15 protein-coding genes are annotated in these 16,202 nt (G+C 30.3%); 4 read left to right on the top strand and 11 right to left on the bottom strand.

Annotated elements, in window-relative coordinates; genetic code table 11:
* Positions 1 to 10 precede the first annotated feature (10 nt).
* From L3X37_RS09905 to L3X37_RS09860, 10 genes are all read right to left on the bottom strand, one after another.
* Complete coding sequence (locus tag L3X37_RS09905) at positions 11 to 1,954, bottom strand: VWA domain-containing protein (RefSeq protein ID WP_237240020.1); 1,944 nt, start codon at positions 1,952 to 1,954, stop codon at positions 11 to 13.
* 90 nt (positions 1,955 to 2,044) lie between these two features.
* On the bottom strand, positions 2,045 to 2,602 hold the full coding sequence (locus L3X37_RS09900) for a hypothetical protein (protein ID WP_237240019.1): 558 nt from the start codon (positions 2,600 to 2,602) through the stop codon (positions 2,045 to 2,047).
* A gap of 94 nt (positions 2,603 to 2,696) precedes the next feature.
* Entirely contained in the window at positions 2,697 to 3,443 is a 747-nt protein-coding gene (gene fabG, locus L3X37_RS09895) for a 3-oxoacyl-[acyl-carrier-protein] reductase (RefSeq protein ID WP_237240018.1), read from the bottom strand.
* A 108-nt stretch (positions 3,444 to 3,551) separates the two neighbouring features.
* Positions 3,552 to 4,424, bottom strand: coding sequence for a succinate--CoA ligase subunit alpha (sucD, locus tag L3X37_RS09890; RefSeq protein WP_237240017.1), 873 nt, complete (start codon positions 4,422 to 4,424; stop codon positions 3,552 to 3,554).
* Positions 4,425 to 4,500: 76 nt separating this feature from the next.
* Positions 4,501 to 5,445: a UDP-3-O-(3-hydroxymyristoyl)glucosamine N-acyltransferase gene (gene lpxD, locus L3X37_RS09885; RefSeq protein ID WP_237240016.1), complete on the bottom strand. Its 945-nt coding sequence runs from the start codon at positions 5,443 to 5,445 to the stop codon at positions 4,501 to 4,503.
* Positions 5,446 to 5,526: 81 nt separating this feature from the next.
* Positions 5,527 to 6,093, bottom strand: coding sequence for an elongation factor P (efp, locus tag L3X37_RS09880; RefSeq protein WP_237240015.1), 567 nt, complete (start codon positions 6,091 to 6,093; stop codon positions 5,527 to 5,529).
* Between the two features lie 50 nt (positions 6,094 to 6,143).
* On the bottom strand, positions 6,144 to 6,929 hold the full coding sequence (gene lpxA / locus L3X37_RS09875) for an acyl-ACP--UDP-N-acetylglucosamine O-acyltransferase (RefSeq protein ID WP_237240014.1): 786 nt from the start codon (positions 6,927 to 6,929) through the stop codon (positions 6,144 to 6,146).
* 2 nt (positions 6,930 to 6,931) lie between these two features.
* Positions 6,932 to 8,338, bottom strand: a complete 1,407-nt coding sequence (locus L3X37_RS09870) for a bifunctional UDP-3-O-[3-hydroxymyristoyl] N-acetylglucosamine deacetylase/3-hydroxyacyl-ACP dehydratase (RefSeq protein WP_237240013.1) — start codon at positions 8,336 to 8,338, stop codon at positions 6,932 to 6,934.
* The gene (lpxD, locus tag L3X37_RS09865) at positions 8,329 to 9,351 is read right to left on the bottom strand and encodes a UDP-3-O-(3-hydroxymyristoyl)glucosamine N-acyltransferase (RefSeq protein WP_237240012.1); all 1,023 of its coding nucleotides are present in this window, start codon (positions 9,349 to 9,351) and stop codon (positions 8,329 to 8,331) included. The genes L3X37_RS09870 and lpxD (L3X37_RS09865) overlap by 10 nt, the downstream gene beginning before the upstream one ends.
* A gap of 78 nt (positions 9,352 to 9,429) precedes the next feature.
* Positions 9,430 to 10,659: an HD domain-containing protein gene (locus L3X37_RS09860; protein WP_237240011.1), complete on the bottom strand. Its 1,230-nt coding sequence runs from the start codon at positions 10,657 to 10,659 to the stop codon at positions 9,430 to 9,432.
* A gap of 90 nt (positions 10,660 to 10,749) precedes the next feature.
* Here L3X37_RS09860 and porX point away from each other — a divergent pair, with 90 nt between their 5' ends.
* The 4 genes from porX (at position 10,750) to L3X37_RS09840 (ending at position 13,624) form a co-directional block, all read left to right on the top strand.
* Positions 10,750 to 12,297 (top strand): T9SS response regulator signal transducer PorX, encoded by a 1,548-nt coding sequence (gene porX / locus L3X37_RS09855; protein ID WP_262910803.1) that lies wholly within the window; start codon positions 10,750 to 10,752, stop codon positions 12,295 to 12,297.
* Positions 12,298 to 12,389: 92 nt separating this feature from the next.
* Positions 12,390 to 12,821, top strand: coding sequence for a tRNA (adenosine(37)-N6)-threonylcarbamoyltransferase complex ATPase subunit type 1 TsaE (tsaE, locus tag L3X37_RS09850; protein ID WP_237240010.1), 432 nt, complete (start codon positions 12,390 to 12,392; stop codon positions 12,819 to 12,821).
* A gap of 169 nt (positions 12,822 to 12,990) precedes the next feature.
* Positions 12,991 to 13,128 carry a hypothetical protein gene (locus L3X37_RS09845; protein ID WP_237240009.1) on the top strand — a complete coding sequence of 46 codons (138 nt, stop codon included), beginning with the start codon at positions 12,991 to 12,993 and terminating at the stop codon, positions 13,126 to 13,128.
* Positions 13,097 to 13,624 carry a hypothetical protein gene (locus L3X37_RS09840; protein ID WP_237240008.1) on the top strand — a complete coding sequence of 176 codons (528 nt, stop codon included), beginning with the start codon at positions 13,097 to 13,099 and terminating at the stop codon, positions 13,622 to 13,624. The genes L3X37_RS09845 and L3X37_RS09840 overlap by 32 nt, the downstream gene beginning before the upstream one ends.
* Before the next feature lie 31 nt (positions 13,625 to 13,655).
* Here L3X37_RS09840 and L3X37_RS09835 read toward each other — a convergent pair whose 3' ends face one another.
* Entirely contained in the window at positions 13,656 to 16,082 is a 2,427-nt protein-coding gene (locus tag L3X37_RS09835; protein WP_237240007.1) for an outer membrane beta-barrel protein, read from the bottom strand.
* Positions 16,083 to 16,202: the final 120 nt, after the last annotated feature.

Genomic DNA, 16,202 nt, shown 5'->3' with positions numbered 1-16,202 from the left:
TCTATTTTATTTAAATTAATCCGTTATATTTTCTTAAAAACCACTCGCTAGCTAAACTTAAAGCTATTATTATGAGTAAATAATTCCAATCTATCAAAGGTATGGTATTTTTATTGCTTTTTTGTATGGTGGCAAAACGATTATTATTTACTAAGCTAGCAATCAAGCTATTTGTTTCATTAGGAAAATAGCTTATGCCACCACTATTAGTAGCTAATCGTTGTAGCTTTGTTACATGAGCGTTTAAAAATTGTTGTTCAACATTATATTCTAATATTTGAAACGTACCCGATTTAGAAATGTTTTCGTTAGTAGCTTTAATCGTAAAATTATATTCTGATGGAGGCAAACTACTCAAATCGACCTGATAGTTATTGTTTTTTAAGATAAGAGGAAATGTTTTTTCTTCGCTTGAAATTTTATCTTTAACCTTTATACTAAGTGCATCACGCGTATCAAATACATAATTTTTGTCGAAAAATTGAGCTTTAATAATGACATTGGTGTTGCCATTGTAAAATGATTCGTAGTCTACGTTTAGCCTATTTCTGCGCTTATTTGAGGCTAAATATTGAATAAGTTTACCTATAAAATCATCAAAATTATTAAACGACTTGGTGTTTATAAAACTTTGTGCTCTCCATTGCCAAATGTTTTCTCCAAATAAAACAGCCTCTCTCCTATTATTTGTTTCAAAAGTTACCAAAAGCGGTTGTTTTGTTGAAACGCTTCCTAGTTTTTTATGCAAAATTGTTTCAAATGGAATTAAAAAATTAACTGCTCCAAAATTAGATTTTAGTGGCGGAAATGATTCAAAATCTATATCATCAACAATAAAAGGTGAGTAATTTAGATTTATTTCGGCTTGATAATCTTCGGTTTGATTTGTTATTTCGTGAGCAAATGTTTTACTAACAGCATTAATAAAACCCAAGTCGGTTTTATTGCCAATAATAGTAAATCTGTTTTTGTTTTCTTTGCTTAAAACTTCAAATAAATGCTTAAACTTATTATTTGGCTGATTAATAATAACTAATTGAAAATCATTTATTTGACTAAATGTGTTGTTTAGATCTAAAAAAGTAACTAATCGTTGTTTGTTACTTTCTATACTTTTCTTTAGCGCTCCTAAATCTGGATGCAAAAAATCACTAACAATAGCAATTTTTGTTTTCTGATCTATAACTTCAACCGCAAAATTTTTAGTGTTATTAATGATATTCTTCTCATTTTCAATTGGTATTATAGTTGCTTTTAAACTGTTAACACCAACACTATTTGCTGGCAAAGTAAAATTTATGGTTTCGGAATTTTTGTTTTTAGTAAAATTAACTGGCTGTGAAAACAGCGTAGTATTACCACTTTTAACAGTGAAGCGAGAATTAACTGTTGTATTACCACTATATGTTATTATAGCTTCAATTGGGAAACGGTTTTTTAAATACGCGTACTTATTTACATTAAGCTGCTGTATTTTTAAATCGGTATGCGTTATTGTGTCTCCCAAAATTATTGGGTAAATTGGATTTTTATATGTTGAAGTTATAAACTCAAAATCATTTCCATAGGTTTGATTGCCATCAGAAATTAGAATGGTAGCAGTGTTTGAGTTTTTATAAACTTGATTTAATTGATTAAAAGCATCAGATATATTGGTTTGATTTTCAGAAAACTGAATAGAATCAGCAGGCTTTAACTGTTCTCCAAAAGTGTATTTTGATATATTAAATTTGTTGTTTAACTGAGTATTCGATAGGATGTTATCTATAATACTTAAAACATTTTTATCTTGGTTTAAATGTTTTATAGAGCTTGAATTATCTACCAAAAGAACTAAATCTGGTTTTTCAGTAATAAAAGTAACTTGATTAAATTTTGGATTAATAAGTAAAAGAAAAACTGAAAATAACGTAAGAAACCTTAAAAAAGAAAAAAGCATGTTAAGTTTAGACATGCTTTTGTTTTTATAGGCATATTGAAAAAGCGCTAATAATAGCGCTATCGTTCCAGCTAATATAATATATATTATGGTTTTTGTTTCCAACTACTGTTTTACATTTAACAATTCAAATGAATTAAAAAATTGTTTAGAGTTTAAATTATCGCCATTCTCTTTTGTATAAATAACTTGCGTCATATATAGTTTAAGCCCAACCAAAATAGTTTTCATCCTTATTATATACTGAAAACCGCCAGTATCTAAAGAAATTTTTACATCTGTCCCATTATAGCCATTAAATATTATTTCGGTCTTAGACAAAAGTGTTCCTTTAGTATTTGTCACAGCACCATTAATTGCACTTTCTAACACTTTTTTTCTTTTATCTAAAGTATTTAGCCCTCCTGGAAAAAATGAATTTGGGTATTCGCTGAAAGAAGACATATAGATAAAATTTTTATCATCCTTTTCTGGTTGATAAGTATAAGTATACATAGTTACTAATCCTTTATCTGTTGAAACATCGCTTTTATCCTTCTTTGGTTCAGAAGGAAATTTAATGCTATATGCTGCTTCTAAGTCTTTTATTTTATGCCAGTCATTATTTTGTGCTGTAAGCGCATAAAAACTGCATAAAAAAAATAGTATAAATAGTTTTTTCATGTGTTTATATTTATTGTTATTCAACGGTCACATGTAACATCCTAAATAATCATTTGGTTGTGTGATTAAATATTAATCTGGATGTTTCATAATATTATGTCAGCATTCCACCATCAACATTAAGCGTTTGCCCTGTTACATAAGCACTCATATCGCTTGCTAAAAACACACAAACATTGGCTATATCCTCTGGAGTTCCACCGCGTTTTAAAGGGATAGCTGCTCGCCATCCTTTTACAATTTCCTCATCTAATTTAGCAGTCATTTCAGTCTCAATAAAACCTGGAGCAACTACATTGCTTCTAATATTTCTCGAGCCTAATTCTAAAGCTACAGATTTTGAAAAACCTATGATTCCCGCTTTTGAAGCTGCATAATTTGTTTGACCTGCATTTCCTTTTACACCAACAACAGAACTCATATTAATTATAGAGCCTTTACGTTGCTTTAACATGGTGCGTTGTACTGCTTTGGTCATATTAAAAACAGATTTTAAATTAACCTCTATTACTTTATCGAAGTCTTCTTCTGTAATACGCATTAACAAGTTGTCTTTGGTTATACCAGCGTTATTTACTAAAATATCGATGCTACCAAATTCTTCAACAACATTTGATGCTAGTTGTTGCGCCTCATCAAAACTAGCCGCATTACTTTGATAACCTTTAGCCTTAACGCCTAAAGTATTTAATTCGTTTTCTAATTCTTTTGCTGCTTCTACAGAAGAACTGTATGTAAATGCTATATTAGCACCTTGTTCTGCAAATACTTTTGCAATACCTTTTCCAATACCTCTACTTGCCCCTGTTACAATAGCTGTTTTTCCTTCTAATAATTTCATCCGATTAATATATAATAGTTTGATATTCAAATATAGTAAATACTAGTTGCTTCAAATAAAAAACCTCACAAAATTATGTGAGGCTTATTTGTTTTCCTTAGTTATATTTTACGCTAAAACTTCAGCGATTTTCTTTCCTATTTCGGCAGGGGAATCTACAACATGAATTCCGCAAGCTCTCATGATTTTCTTTTTAGCTTGTGCCGTGTCATCACTTCCACCAACAATAGCACCTGCATGCCCCATAGTACGACCAGCAGGAGCGGTTTCGCCAGCAATAAACCCAACTACAGGTTTTTTGCTTCCACTTGCTTTATACCAATTTGCTGCATCGGCTTCTAATTGACCTCCTATTTCACCAATCATAACTACTGCTTCTGTTTCAGAATCATTAATTAATAATTCAACAGCTTCTTTGGTTGTTGTTCCTATAATTGGATCACCTCCAATCCCGATTGCAGTTGTAATTCCTAAGCCTTGTTTCACAACTTGGTCTGCAGCCTCATAAGTTAACGTTCCAGATTTAGAAACAATACCTACTTTACCTTTTTTAAATACAAACCCTGGCATAATACCAACTTTGGCTTCTTCTGGCGTTATTACACCGGGACAGTTAGGGCCAATTAATCTACAATCTTTACTTTTAATATAGTTTGAAGCCGTAATCATATCTGCAACAGGTATCCCTTCAGTAATTGTTATAATTACTTTAATACCTGCATCTGCGGCTTCCATAATAGCATCGGCAGCAAATGCTGGCGGAACAAAAATAATAGTAGTATCTGCACCTACTTTTTCTACAGCTTCTTTTACTGTATTAAAAACGGGCTTGTCTAAATGCGTTTGCCCTCCTTTTCCTGGAGTAACTCCACCAACTACATTAGTCCCATATTCTATCATTTGACTAGCATGAAATGTACCTTCACTACCAGTAAAACCTTGTACAATTATTTTTGAATCTTTGTTTACTAAAACACTCATAAGTGATTATTTGTATTTGTTTATATTGCTGTGCAAAAGTAATTTTTTGAATTCTATTTTTAAAGTAAAAACTAAATTACTTTTTATCGTTTTGTTTTAATTTTTCTAATATTTCTGGAATTTTTCTGATTGAAGCTATCTCTTTATATTTTGAGCGAAAATCATCTGCAGGAATTCCAAAATAACTTTTCCCACCTTCTAAAGATTTACTTACACCAGATTTTGCAGATATTACGGCCCTTTTTCCAATGGTTATAGCGCTTGTTATTCCAACTTGACCCCATATAGTTACTTCATCTTCAATTACAACACATCCAGCAATACCAACTTGAGATGCTATTAAACATTTTTTTCCTATTACTGTATCATGCCCAACTTGAACTTGATTATCTATTTTAGTGCCTTCTTTAATCGTTGTGTCGCCAGTTACTCCTCTATCAATAGTGCAGGCAGCTCCAATGTCTACATGGTTTTTAATAATAACTCGCCCTCCAGATTTTAGCTGATCAAATCCAGAAGGTCTATTTTTGTAATAAAAAGCGCTACTTCCTAAAACAGCACCAGCATGAATTTCTACATGATTGCCAATAATGGTATTATCATAAATACTAACATTGCTATGAATAATGCAGTTGTCTCCTATTTCAACATGATTACCTATAAAACAATTGGGTTGAATAATAGTGTTTTTTCCAATTTTTGCAGAACTAGATATTTGACTATTTGAAGATTTAAACGGCTTAAAATGATTAGTTAATTTATTAAAATCTCTAAAAGGGTCATCACTAATTAATAAGGCTTTTCCTTTAGGGCATTCTACCTCTTTATTAATAAGGATAATTGTTGCTGCAGAATTAAGTGCTTTATCGTAATATTTTGGATGATCAACAAAAACAATATCACCAGGTTCTACAACATGAATTTCATTCATACCTAAAACAGGAAAATCTTCAGTCCCAATAAATTTACAGCTAATTAATTGCGCAATTTGTTTTAATATATATGGTTTTGGAAACTTCATAATTCAGTCTTCAGTCTTCAGTCTATAGTCCTCAGCATGAAGTATATACTGCTTACTGAATACTACAAACTGCAACCGATTTTATTCTTTTACGCGTTCTTTATATGTTCCTTTTGTTGTTTCAACTTTAATTTTATCGCCTTCATTAATAAATAATGGCACATTTACTGTTGCGCCAGTTTCCACTGTTGCAGGTTTAGTTGCATTTGTAGCTGTATTACCTTTAACACCTGGTTCTGTAGCTGTAACCTCAAGTATAACACTTGCTGGCATTTCAACAGATAAAGGCATATTATCTTCAGAGTTAATAATAACGGTAACGACTTCACCTTCTTTCATCAATCCAGGGTTATCTAATGCAGCTTCTAGTAAACGAATTTGTGTGTAATCTGCTTCATTCATAAAATGGTAGAATTCTCCATCATTATATAAGTATTGAAATTTATGAGTTTCAACGCGAACATCTTCAAGTTTATGACCAGCAGAAAAGGTGTTATCAATCACTTTTCCGTTAGTAACACTTTTAAGTTTTGTTCTAACAAAAGCAGGTCCTTTACCAGGTTTTACGTGTAAAAATTCAATGACTTTATAAATATCGTTGTTATATCTTATGCATAATCCGTTTCTAATATCTGAAGTGCTTGCCATTTTTTTATTTGTTGTTAAGTTGTTTTTAGCTGTTAAGCTATTTTGTGTTTTTAATTTGATTTAAAATATCCTTTCATAATACCACGGTGTGAATTCTTTATAAATTGAAGAATTTCGTCTCGTTCTGGAGTTGCTTCCATTTCAGCTTCAATAATTTCAGAAGCCTGAGTATTATTATAATTTTTTTGATAGAGGATTCTAAATATATTTTGAATTTCTCTGATTTTTTCTGTTGAATAGCCACGTCTTCGCAAACCAACAGAGTTAATACCTACATACGATAACGGTTCTCTTGCTGCTTTTACATAAGGCGGAACATCTTTTCTAACCAAAGAGCCTCCTGTTACAAATGCATGATTACCCACAGATACAAATTGATGAACCGCAGTCATACCAGCTAAAACAACATAATCGCCAATTGTTATATGGCCAGCCAGCGTACTATTATTTGAAAAAATACAATTGTTACCCACAATACAATCATGTGCTATATGGCAATACGCCATTATTAAGCAATTGTTACCGATAACTGTTTTCATTCTGTCAGCAGTACCTCTATTTATAGTAACACATTCCCGAATAGTAACATTATTACCTATTTCAACGGTAGTGTCTTCATCATTATATTTTAAATCTTGTGGCACCGCAGAAATAACTGAACCAGGAAAAATGTTACAATTTTTACCAATGCGAGCACCTTCCATAATAGTTACATTACTGCCAATCCAAGTCCCTTCTCCAATCTTTACATTGTTATGTATGGTTGTAAAGGGCTCGATAACAACATTTTTAGCAATTTTTGCACCTGGGTGCACATAGGCAAGTGGTTGGTTCATAGTTATTTAACTTTAGATATTTGAGCCATAAGTTCGGCTTCTGCACATAATTTGCCGTTTGCATACGCATAACCTTGCATATGGCAAATACCGCGACGTATTGGAGTTATTAACTCACATTTAAAGATTAAAGTATCACCTGGACTTACTTTTTGTTTAAACTTAACATTATCCATTTTCATGAAAAAGGTTAAATAATTCTCAGGATCTGGAACCGTATTTAATACTAAAATACCGCCTGTTTGCGCCATAGCTTCAACAATTAAAACACCAGGCATAACAGGTGCTCCAGGAAAATGACCTTTAAAAAACTCCTCGTTCATAGTCACATTTTTAGTAGCTATAACGTTTTTATCGGTTAACTCGAAAACTTTATCTATTAATAAAAATGGTTGTCTATGTGGTAACATAGCCATAATTTGAGTAATATCCATTAAAGGAGGCTGGTTCAAATCTATATTTGGCACATTATTACGGCGCTCATTTTTTATTATTTTAGAAAGTTTTTTTGCAAACTGTGTATTTACAAAATGCCCTGGCTTATTGGCTATAACTTTTCCTCTTATACGTGTTCTAATAAGTGCTAAATCACCTAAAACATCCAATAATTTATGTCTTGCAGCTTCGTTAGGGTGGTGCAATGTAAGGTTGTCTAAAATGCCATTTGGCTTTACAGCTATATTGTCTTTTTTAAAGGCTAATCGTAACTTCTTCATAGTTTCAGGAGACAATTCTTTGTCTACATATACTATAGCATTATTTAAATCCCCGCCTTTAATGAGTCCATGTTCTAAAAGCATTTCAATTTCATGTAAAAAACTAAAAGTTCTAGAATCTGAAATATTTTTTTTAAAATCTGAAATATGATTTAAAGTAGCATTCTGGGTTCCTAAAACTTTAGTTCCAAAATCTACCATCGTAGTAATTTGATATTCTTTGGCTGGCATAACTAAAATTTCGCTACCAGACTCTTCATCAGTATACGAAATAACATCAGTTACAACATATTCTTCTCTAAATGCATCAAGTTCTACAACTCCAGATTTTTCTATAGCTTCAACAAAAAACTTTGATGAACCATCCATAATTGGTGGCTCAGATTCATTTAATTCAATAATGGCATTATCGACATCTAAACCTACTAAAGCTGCCAGAACATGCTCTGAGGTCTGTATAGTTACCCCGTTTTTTTCAAGACACGTACCTCGTTGGGTATTAGTTACGTAGCTAGCGTCTGCTTCAATAACGGGCTCTCCTTCTAAATCTATTCTTTTAAAAGCTAAGCCAAAATTTGCAGTTGCGGGTTTAAATGTTAATGTTACATTTTTACCTGTATGCAAACCAACTCCTGTTAAAGAAACTTCATTTTTTAAGGTTTTCTGTTTTATTTCTGTATTAACTATTCCCATTTATTTTTTTCTAAATCATTAATGTTTTTAACAATTTTTGGTAGGTTTTTAAAGTGTACATAAGATTTATTATAGTCTCCATATGGTAAAGCTGGTGAGCCCTGAAGCACTTCATTATTTTTTACATTTCTACCAATTCCAGATTGGGCTTGAATTTTAACATTGTTACCTATTGTAATATGACCAACAATACCTACTTGACCTCCAATTTGGCAATTTTCGCCAATTTTAGTTGAACCTGCAACTCCTGTTTGAGCAGCAATTACTGTGTTTTTTCCTATCTCAACATTGTGGGCTATTTGAATTTGGTTGTCTAATTTAACACCTCTTCTTATAATTGTTGACCCTAATGTTGCTCTATCAATTGTGGTTGCTGCACCTATATCTACAAAATCTTCAATAATGACATTGCCAATTTGTGGCACCTTGCTATACTCACCTTGTTCGTTTGGGGTAAAACCAAAGCCATCTGCACCAATAATAGCTCCAGAATTAATAACACAGTACTTACCTATTATGCAATCAGAATAAATCTTAGCACCAGAAAAAATTACTGAATTATCACTAATAACAACATTATCTCCGATAAATACATTTGGATAAATTTTTACATTATTACCAATATTTACATTTTCACCTATGTACGAGAATGCACCTATATAAACATTTTCTCCATAATTTGAAGAATCCGAAATAAATGATGGAGATTCTACTCCTGTTTTATTGTTTTTTATTTGATTGTAATATTCTAAAAGTTTAGAGAACGATTTGTAAGCATCTTCAACTTTAATAAGTGTTACATCAATATCTTCCTCTGGAGTAAACATTTTATTAACAATTGCAATAGAAGCATTTGTTGAATATATATGTGGTGTATACTTTGGATTTGCAAGAAAAGTTAACGAGCCCTGTGTACCTTCTTCAATTTTTGATAGCTTTGATACTTCAACATCAGGATTACCAACTACATCACCTTCTAAAATATCTGCTATTTGTTGTGCTGTAAATTTCACACTTTAGTTTTTGTTGTTTTTTAAGTACCGCAAAAATAGGAAAAATGTAATAAAGTTTTTCATGCATTAGCATTATTGTTATTTAGTTGAAATGTGCTCTTTTGGATAACAGATATAGTATTTGGTAACTGGTTTTGATAGAGCTTTAAGGTTTAATTGATCTGATGCTTTTACAATATCTTCAATTTTTCCAGACTTATGTAGTATATTAATATTTTGATGTTTAAGCTGGTATGCTTGATTTGAGATGCTACCTGTAAACACAAAATACTCCGCTTCTTCTTCAGAAATATTGTAAGTATTTACTAAAGTTTTTATATGCTTGGTTAAATTATCTTTTTTAATTTGTTTGTTTTTTATTTTTATTTTAAGCAGGTTTCTGTTTATAATCATTTCGCACAAATTACGCAATACAAAATCATTGTGATGTTGCCATTCTTTCATTGCCGAAATAATATCGTAATCATCTAACTCAGAAAACGTATTTAAAGTTTTATTATCAAACCTTTCAATAGAAATTTCATTATTCAAAAAATATTGTAACGCTATACTACCATTAAGCTTTACTCCAAAATTGGTTAATTCTTTGGCACGTTTTAGCACTCTAATTAACAGTTGCTCAGCCACTAATCCTGTTTTATGCAAGTATACTTGCCAATACATAAGCCGTCTTGCAACAATAAACTTTTCAACACTGTAAATGCCTTTTCCTTCAACAACCAGTTCATCATTTACAACATTTAGCATAGTAATTAAACGCTCACTATTTATATTTCCTTCAGCAACTCCCGTGTAAAAACTATCACGCTTTAAATAATCTGCCCTATCCATATCTAATTGCCCCGAAATTAACTGGCACATAAAATTTCTGTGATATTCTCCCTTAAAAATTTTAATGGCTAGCGTTAAATTTGAGTTAAATTCTTGGTTTAAACGTTCCATAAAAAGCAACGAAATCTGTTCATGTGACACATTATTTACAATACTATGCTCCATGGCATGCGAGAAAGGACCATGCCCAATATCGTGCAACAAAATGGCTATATAAAGAGCCCTCTCCTCTTCTTTAGAAATTGTAACTCCCTTAAAACGAAGTACATTAACTGCTTGCTGCATTAAATGCACGCAACCAATAGCGTGATGAAAACGTGTATGGTGTGCTCCAGGATATACTAAATAAGACATACCCATTTGCGTAATTCTACGTAAGCGCTGAAAATATTTGTGTTGAATTAAATCAAAAATTAGTGAATTTGGTATGGTAATAAAACCGTAAATTGGGTCGTTTAATATTTTAAGTTTATTCAAACTTTTACTTTTTAATTAACTATTATACAAATATAACGATATCATGCTCATATTGGGCACTTAAAATATAACACAATTAATAATATTAATATGATAAACATACTTTGGGTTGACGATGAAATTGATTTATTAAAACCACATATTTTATTTTTAGAAAAGAAAAATTACAAAGTTACTACATGCACAAGTGGCACAGATGCAATTGATGTTTTAGACGAAGCTAAATTTGATATTGTTTTTTTAGACGAAAACATGCCTGGATTAACAGGACTTGAAACTTTAAATGAAATTAAAGAAAAGCAAGATAACCTTCCAGTAGTAATGATTACTAAAAGTGAAGAAGAATATATTATGGAAGAAGCTATTGGTAACAAAATAGCAGATTATTTAATAAAACCTGTAAACCCAAACCAAATACTGTTAAGTTTAAAAAAGAATTTAGATCATTCTCGCTTAGTTTCAGAAAAAACAACTTCAAACTATCAACAAGAGTTTAGAAAAATAGCTATGGATTTATCTATGGTAAATTCTTATGAAGGGTGGGTAAACTTATACCAAAAACTCATCTATTGGGAAATTCAGCTAGAAGATATTGAAGATGCAGGTATGTTTGAAATTTTAGAGTCACAAAAATACGAAGCAAATATTCAATTTGGCAAGTTTATAGATAAAAATTATACCGATTGGTTTCTGCCAAATACTAACGCACCTATAATGTCTCATACATTGTTTAAAGAAAAAATTGCGCCTCAGTTAGGTAAAGAAAAACCAACATTACTAATTGTTATTGATAATTTAAGGTACGACCAATGGAAGGTTTTTGAGCCAGTTATAAATAACTATTATAAAAAAGAAACAGAAGATGCTTTTTTTAGCATTTTACCAACCGCTACACAATATTCAAGAAATGCTATATTTTCTGGATTAATGCCTAGCGATATGGAAAAATTATTTCCTCAATATTGGAAAAATGATACTGACGAAGGAGGGAAAAACCTCTACGAAGCTGAGTTTTTACAAGGCCAGATGAAGCGTTTAGGGTTAAATAATTTAGAATACGAATATTATAAAATAACAAACCTTAAAACTGGCAAAAAACTAGTTGAAAATTTTAATTCGTTAAAAAACAACGATTTAACAGTAGTGGTCTATAATTTTGTAGACATGTTATCACATTCAAAAACAGAAATGGAAGTTGTAAAAGAATTAGCTTCAAACAATAAAGCTTACAGATCATTAGCATTGAGTTGGTTTAAAAACTCTCCGCTATTAGAAATGATACAACTAGCTCATCAACTTGGTTTTAAATTGATGCTAACTACAGATCACGGAACAATTAATGTAAAAAATCCATCAAAAGTAGTTGGAGATAGAGATACTAGTTTAAACTTGCGCTACAAAACGGGCCGAAGTTTAACATACGATATAAAAGATGTTTTTGAAGCTAAAAACCCTAAAAATGTGCATTTGCCTTCAATTACTATGAGCAGCTCTTATATATTTGCCAAAAGCGATTTATTTTTCGCTTACCCAAACAATTATAATCATTATGTAAGTTATTTTAAAAACACGTATCAACATGGAGGTGTTTCTTTAGAAGAAATGATTATTCCGTTTGTGGTTTTTAATCCAAAATAAATCCACGTAACACAAAAAACATCGACGAAATACATATTTTTTAGGTTGTTTCAAATTTTATAATTATTATTGCACTATAAACATTGTAAACATTGGAAATAAGTTATGAGTTAAATGAGGTTGAACATGTTGCAAAACAATTAATTAAAAACGCAACAAGTAAAACTTTATTATTCTATGGTAATATGGGTGTAGGTAAAACAACACTTATAAAAGCTATAGTTAAAATACTAGGCAGTAATGATGAAGTGAGCAGCCCCACGTTTTCAATTGTTAATGAATATGAAATTGAAAATGGTTTTATATATCATTTTGATTTATATAGAATTAATGATATTGAAGAAGCCTATAATTTTGGAGTAGAAGATTATTTATATTCTGAACATTATAAATTAATTGAGTGGCCAGAAAAAATTGAACCTATTTTGTTTGATGAATTTGATGAGATTTTTATTGATTTTAATTCTAAAAATAAAAGAATATTAAAACTAAATATAAAATTAAACACCCCTAACAAAGCATGATTTGTGATTAAAAACGACATGAAATACTCTGATTTTTGAAGATTTACGGGAAACCCTCAGCATAAATTTTAAGAAAATGTCATTTTAACATTTTTTTAACATTTAAACAATTTCGCAAAAATACTCTTTAGCTACATTTGGTTATTAATTAATTAAATCCCTTAATAAAATGAAAACTAAAAAGTATTTAATTGCAATCGCAATTTTTGGAGGTATGTTGTTTTTAGCACAAGCTGCTAATACATATAACGTAGATGCACAACAAACCGCAAAAGTTGACAAGCGAAAAATCAAAGTCTCAGATTAAGACATCTGATAATAAGAATATAGTTATTGGTAGTATATTAGCTACTTTAATTGCTATAACACCTTATTTATTTTACTTGTACGAAAGTGTTCCAGATGAAAAAGTCTGGAACACTTTTTTGTTTGACTACAATAGTGGATTTTATGAAAGCGCCAATGTAGGTATGTGGGTACTTACTGGTAAATTAATTCCTTTATACTTATTGTTCTTATGGTTTTTTACTTGTAGACATTGGTGGTATCACACTCTACTAGTTCCAATTGCCATGTATTCTTACCAGACTTTTGACTTATTAAATAAAGAAGTTATATTTTTTGATTCTGGCCAATTAATTTACTTAATACCAATAATGGCTATTATTATACCATCAATATACTTAATAAGAGCTAGAATATTCAATAGGATAAATGAAGTGAATAAGTCTTTAGAGGAATTAGAAGAAGAATTTAAGGTATCTCCTAAAAACTTTTGGGGTAAAATAAAAGAATACTTTTAACAATAAATTATGGCAATATTGTTCTACTACTCTATTCTTGTAATCTATCGCGTTCTTGTGAGTTAATTTCTTTTTTCTTTGCTTTTAATTTATAGTTTCCAAATTTATAATTAAAACCCAATGTAAAAAGTCTGGTTTCTTTTCCATATTTAAAGAATATATCTTGATTCAAATATCTGGCACTACGTGAGAAATTTTGATTGTTAAAAAAATCAACAATACCAATACTTAAAGACGCTCTATTCTCCCAAAGTAATTTTCTTAAATTAAGATCTAAGCTAGACCTTGAACTATTTACATAAGGTCCCGAGGCAATATCAGACACATACAAATAAGCTAAGTCTGCCGATAAACTTTTATCTTTTAAAAACGTAAAATAGTTTATTATTTGAGAATAAACAGACCATCTGCCATTATCTATTAATTCGTTATTACTTTCCAAAGCATTAAATTGATCTTCAAATTTAAAAGCAGAGGCCAAAGCATACAAATTCCAATTATTTGAAATTTTTGTATAAGTTGTAAAATCTAATCCATAAGATATTGACCTGTTTAAATTAGTGTTAATATTCTTTATAAGGTTCTCTTCATTATCTTGAACAATGACTAGAAGTGTAGAGTTGTTTTCATATCTATAATAGAGCTCAAAAGTGTAATCCTTATTAAACGTATAGCCTAATGTAAAAACATCGTCAATTTGTGGTCTTAATTTTGGATTTCCAGTAACAAAAGCATTATCATTTAGAAAATATTTAAATGGATTTAATTGATCATATCTTGGTCTATATATTCGCTTGTTATAATTAAAATAAATCTCATTATTCTCATTAATTTCATTTAATAAATGGAAAGACGGAAAGAGCTTAATATAATCATTATTACTAATTTGATTTGTAGATAACGAATTGCCTTTTATATTCGTTATTTCTGTTCTTAGTCCAGCCTTCAAATGCCATTTACCCCAATCTTTGGAGTAACTGCTATAAGCAGCATAATTAGTTTCATCGTATAAAAACTTATCTGAATTTTCTAAATCTTGCAATTTTATTCCGTTATCAAATAAGAACTGATCTAAAATACTTTCTGAATTTATATTCGATACTTTTAAACCAGCTTCGAATTCAGATGAGTCATTTATTGGTAATTCATAATCAAACTGACCTGTATATATTTTTATTTCTTGACTTGAAAAGGTTTGAAACCGATTACTTCTAATTAATGATTCATCGGGAAATAAATAGTCCGTATCTACATTTTGAAAACTTGAAAAATCATAATTCGTATGATGCACACTTGCCGACAACTTCTCTCCTTCCTTTTTTAGTTTAAGTAAATAATCAAGTGTAAATGCCAAATTAAAAGTTTCATCTACCTTTCTATTTAAAGAGGTAAATGTAGAATCCAATACACCACTAACATTATAAACTTCGGTAAAAGAGTCAACAGTATTTTTAGTATTTGCTCTAGGTGAAAACAATAAATTTGTTGAAAAACCTATGTTATTCTTATCATTTAGATGATAGTTTATACTTGAGTTTATATTTTGATTTGAAGTTTCACGTGTCCTTTTATAATCAGTTTCCCAACTAGATGTGTTTTGATTATTTTCAATAAAGTTTACAGCCTCGGTATTGTTTCTAAAATCTCTTTTTGGGCTAATATTATAGTTTATGTATGCACTTAACTTTTTTGTTTTAAAAAAATGACTTGTACCAAAAGCATATTTTGGATATTCTGAGCCCTGTTTAAAATTTCCAAAAACACTTCCGTTATAACCAGCTACAATATTTTTGCTAGTAACAATATTAAGCACCGCTCCTCCTTCGGCTTCGTATTTAGCAGGTGGATTTGTAATAACCTCAATAGATTTTATATTAGTAGCTGATGTGCCTTCTAAAAGTTGTTGAATTTCACTCGATGATAAATGCACTCTTCTATCATTTATATAAACTGTAGGTTCAGAATTTTTAACAGTAATATTACCATCGTGCACTAAAACACCTGGAGTATTTTTTAAAACATCCAAAACATTATTGTTTGATAGCGTAGAATTTTCAACATTAAAAACCAAACGATCTACAAGTCGTTTTAATGTTGGCTTTTTGGCATAAACAGTAATGCCACCAAGAGCTTCTATGTTTTCTTTTAAAACAATATTATTTAATTTAGTGTGTTTGTCTAACTCAAAGGTTTCTGTATAAGTTATATATCCTAAAAAACTAACTTTAATGGTGTAATTACCAGTTATTAAATTTTCTATTATAAAATAACCGTTTTCATCAGTAGATGCACCAATAGCGATGCCTTCAGTAACTTTAGAGTTTTTAGTAATAACTACATTTGCGTATGCAATAGCATTACTTTTATCATCTTTAACATAACCATTTACTCTATACTCTTGAGAAAAACACGATATAGAAAAAACAAATAAAAGGAGATGAATGGATTTTAAACTCATAAATATAACTAAAACACAAACTTAAAATAATTATGATTAACAAAGGTGCGGTAAAACCACAATTAAATCAAAATTAAATCTTACATAGGTTAAAAAATTATTTTCTTCACAATTATAAAA

This window comes from Wocania arenilitoris (assembly GCF_021728535.1).
Taxonomy (GTDB): domain Bacteria; phylum Bacteroidota; class Bacteroidia; order Flavobacteriales; family Flavobacteriaceae; genus Wocania_A; species Wocania_A arenilitoris.
The sequence above is the reverse complement of the archived record's forward strand: the minus strand, read 5'-3'. Positions and strand labels throughout refer to the sequence as shown.